Genomic DNA, 3,557 nt, shown 5'->3' with positions numbered 1-3,557 from the left:
GGGCAAAAGTGAAGCATTCCAGCGTGGCCAATACATGGTCGAGGTGCTCGGCCACTGCGGCGAATGCCACACGCCACGCGGCTTGCCCGGCGCAATGCAGCAGGATAAACGCCTGACCGGCGGCCTGCTCAATGGCTATCTGGCACCCAGCCTGTTGGCCAATGACCTGGCCGCTCGCGGCTGGAATCATCAGGACCTGAGCACGTTCCTCAAGCACGGCATGAGTGCCCAGGGCACGATGTTCAACGAGATGTTCCCGGTGTTCCACAACAGCACCCAGGGCCTGAACGATCCGGACCTGGCCGCCATGGCGACTTTCCTGCTGGGCGATCAACCGCCGGTGGCCAAGGTGCTGAGCGAGACGTCGCTGGACGCCATGAGCCCAAGCGCCCAACGCGGCCGCCAGGACTATCTGAACGTCTGCGCCGGTTGCCACGCGCCGAACGGCGAGGGCAAGCCGCACATCGCGGTGGCCATGCGCGGCAACACCACGCTGCGCCTGGAAGACCCGCGCAACCTGCTGCGGGTGATCGAGGACGGCATCGGCGAGCAGCAATTCACCGGGTTCGAGCGCATGCAACCGATGCCGGGCTTTGCCGACAAGCTCAATCACCAACAGCTGACCGACCTGCTCAACTATCTGCGCCAGGGTTGGGGTGGCCAGTCGAGTGAGCTGGCGGTCAGCGACGTGCAGAAGTTGCAGGCCGACGCACCGCCAGCCGAGCACAAGGCGCACTGACACCTAGCATCTGCTGCAGGATCCCGATGGGAACCGGGTTAATCTGTTTTCAACGCCTGAACAGCTCAGACAAATGGCTGCCCACTGAAACCGCGTGGCAGGCGCTGCAGCCCAGGCAAGTCGGTGAGGCGTTGCGTCCAGGCACTGCGCCAGTCAACGGCAGTATGGGTTTTGGCTTTGCGCGCGGAGCGGCGGGCAGCGTTGCGCTGGGTGCGGCGCGCTTCTTTGTAGGCGTCGGTATTGCGGCAGGTGCGGCATTTGACTCGGTTCAGCTCGGTGCTGGACGTGAGGTTGGTGCCGTGATGGCCGCAAGCCAGATGCCCGGCGACCTTGAAGTGAGTGACCATGTAAGCGTCTCCTTCTTATGGGGGTACGCGCGGCCATAAAGCAGCGGCGGCGCGTGGGCAGGGCGCGGGCAAACAACCCCGCACCCTCAGGGTTGTGACCTCGCAGGCGGCGCGGCGTTCGGTTTTATTCCGGGGGCAGTTCACGTTACCCTGCGGTGCCAACAATCATGAAAAGGAGTGAGTGATGAGCGTCGAAACCTTGCCGCTGGAAGGCAGTTGTCGTTGTAACCGGGTGCGTTTCAGTGTGAGTTTGCCGCCGGTAATCACCATGGCGTGCCATTGCAACGGCTGCCAGAAGATGACCGCCAGTGCGTTTTCCCTTAGCGCGTTGATTCCGGCCGCAGGCTTCACCGTGACCCAGGGTTGCCCGGTGATAGGTGGCTTGCACGGCGTGGACCGCCATTATTGCTGCCCGCACTGCATGAGCTGGCTGTTTACGCGCCCCCATGGCATCGATGAGTTCGTCAATGTGCGCGCAACCTTGCTGGATAACGCCCGCGATTACGTGCCGTTCATGGAAACCTGGACCAGCGAAAAACTGCCTTGGGCCACGACGCCGGCGCTCGAAAGCTTCGCGCAACTGCCCGAGCCGCAGGACTTCCCGCGCTTGATGCAGGCTTACGCCACCTTCAGTGCCCGCTGAGTTCAATCAATCAGGGCCAGCAAGTCGGTATCACCGACGTCCACGCCCGCCTGGGTCAGCAACGTGGTTGCCTGGCCTCGGTGGTGGGTCTGGTGGTTGAAAAAATGCACCAGCAGCGCGAAGAACGGCTTGTGGTTCGCCACGCCGCGCATGTTGTGGTACTGCAAGCGCTGGTCCAGATCGGGCTCGCGCAGGCTGTTGGCCCAGTCGATGATCAGTTGGTCCAGCCAGGTGCGGCGGGCCGCCAGCTCGCGCAGGTTGGCGAAAGCCAGTTGCTTCAAGTCAGAGGGCGTGGCAATCGACGTTAATGGCGCCAGCCGGGCAAAGCCTGCCGGATGCTCGGCAAATCGCTTGAGCCACACCGTGTCCCCCAGCGTCAGGTGATTGAGTGTGCCGAGGATCGAGCCGAAGAACGCCTGCCGGTCCGTGGTCAGCTCTGCGTCGGTAAGCTGGCTGGCGGCGGCATAGACTTTGCGGTTCATCCACTGGTTGTAGTCAGCCATCAACACTATGTGCTCAAGACGGTTCACAAGGTTTCTCCTTCAACGTGGTGAGGCCATCATAAGGCGTGCCCGCTCGGCGGTCTTGGTGTTCCTGCGCAGGCGGGCTATGGTTGTTGAACGCCAATATTACGCTGCGGGAGAGTGACACCATGAATACCGGCAATTTACTGGAACAACTGCTGCGTGCCAGCCAGCAAGGCGGCGGCTCAGGCGGTGCGCAGGGCGGTGGGCTCGGCGGCCTGGGTGGCTTGCTGGGCGGCCTGTTGAACAGCTCCGCCAGCGGCACCAGCGCTTCGGCAGGCGGTGGGCTGGGTGGTTTATTAGGTGGCCTGGGCGGATTGTTGGGCGGTGCACCTGCAAGTGGCACCCCCCAAACGCGCTCCGGTGGGATGAACTACGCAGCATTGGCCTCCTTGGGCATGGCGGCTTTCCAGGCGTACCAGGCCTGGCAACGCCAGCAGGCCAGCGCACCGCAGCAAGCCATCCAGACGGTTGACCAGCTTGATGGTCAGGAAGCTGAAGCTCATAGCCATGCGGTGTTACGCGCTCTGATTGCGGCAGCGAAGGCCGACGGCAGTATCGATGACAACGAGAAGCAAATGATCTCAGCCGAGATAGGCCGCCATACGGACGACCCTCAGTTGCAGCAGTGGCTCGACGAAGAAGTCGCCAAGCCGCTGAATGCCGCCGATTTTGCCGAATATGCCGCTGACCCGGCGCTGGCGACCGAGGTCTACCTGGCCAGCGTGATGCTGGTCAATGACCAGGCGCCGAAGGAGCGCAGCTATCTAGACGAACTGGCGGCGCAGTTGCGACTCGAACCAGAGTTGCAACTACACCTGGAGCAGCAAGCTAAAAAACCTTAAAAACGCACGGTCGCGCCGGTGGTCAACCATTGGTTGTGATCACCGGTGAGGCTCTGCCCGACCACTACATCCACATCCAACAGCTTGCCCACATGGAACCGCGGCCCGGCCTGCCAAGCCTGGTCGCCGCCTTCCTGGCCGTAGCGCTCCCCGATCAGCGTGAGCGCGTCTGCCAACTGGTACTCAAAGCCTGCGCCCCACGTCAGGCGGTGGTTTTGTTCACCGCCGTTGTAGGCATGGGTCCAGCCGCCATTGAGGCTCAGGCGCAATGCCTGCACCGGTTGCCAGGTCAACGGTACATTAAAGTCCGCGCCGTCGAATGCATGCTGGCGGTCCAGGGCAAAGTGGCTGGTGGCAGACACCGCGATTGGCAGCCCCAACGCCTCCTGCGACCACACTTGGGCCTTTACCTGCGGGCTGATTTGCGTCTCGGCTTCCCCCGCATTGCTGGCGCGCGAC

General features: G+C 62.7%; 5 protein-coding genes and 1 pseudogene. 3 read left to right on the top strand and 3 right to left on the bottom strand.

Annotated features, from left to right (window positions below; all coding sequences use genetic code 11):
* Positions 1-739: c-type cytochrome (locus FEM54_RS27810; RefSeq protein WP_138453779.1), on the top strand; the 739-nt coding region annotated here is incomplete at its 5' end.
* Between the two features lie 65 nt (positions 740-804).
* Here FEM54_RS27810 and FEM54_RS27805 read toward each other — a convergent pair.
* The gene (locus FEM54_RS27805) at positions 805-1,086 is read right to left on the bottom strand and encodes a hypothetical protein (RefSeq protein ID WP_017138846.1); all 282 of its coding nucleotides are present in this window, start codon (positions 1,084-1,086) and stop codon (positions 805-807) included.
* Positions 1,087-1,270: 184 nt separating this feature from the next.
* On the opposite strand from FEM54_RS27805, the gene FEM54_RS27800 reads away from it, so the two are divergent.
* The gene (locus FEM54_RS27800) at positions 1,271-1,729 is read left to right on the top strand and encodes a GFA family protein (RefSeq protein WP_138453778.1); all 459 of its coding nucleotides are present in this window, start codon (positions 1,271-1,273) and stop codon (positions 1,727-1,729) included.
* Between the two features lie 2 nt (positions 1,730-1,731).
* Here the strand turns inward: FEM54_RS27800 and FEM54_RS27795 are convergent, their stop codons facing one another.
* A complete protein-coding gene (locus FEM54_RS27795; RefSeq protein WP_099549714.1) occupies positions 1,732-2,259 on the bottom strand; it encodes a DinB family protein in 528 nt (175 codons plus the stop codon).
* Positions 2,260-2,381: 122 nt separating this feature from the next.
* Here FEM54_RS27795 and FEM54_RS27790 point away from each other — a divergent pair, with 122 nt between their 5' ends.
* Positions 2,382-3,098, top strand: a complete 717-nt coding sequence (locus FEM54_RS27790) for a tellurite resistance TerB family protein (protein ID WP_138453777.1) — start codon at positions 2,382-2,384, stop codon at positions 3,096-3,098.
* On the opposite strand, the pseudogene FEM54_RS27785 reads toward FEM54_RS27790, so the two are convergent.
* Positions 3,095-3,557 (bottom strand): annotated as a pseudogene (locus FEM54_RS27785) (hypothetical protein); the annotation flags it as partial. The gene FEM54_RS27790 and the pseudogene FEM54_RS27785 overlap by 4 nt on opposite strands.

This window comes from Pseudomonas edaphica (genome assembly GCF_005863185.1).
Classification (GTDB): Bacteria; Pseudomonadota; Gammaproteobacteria; order Pseudomonadales; family Pseudomonadaceae; genus Aquipseudomonas; species Aquipseudomonas edaphica.
The sequence above is the reverse complement of the archived record's forward strand: the minus strand, read 5'-3'. Positions and strand labels throughout refer to the sequence as shown.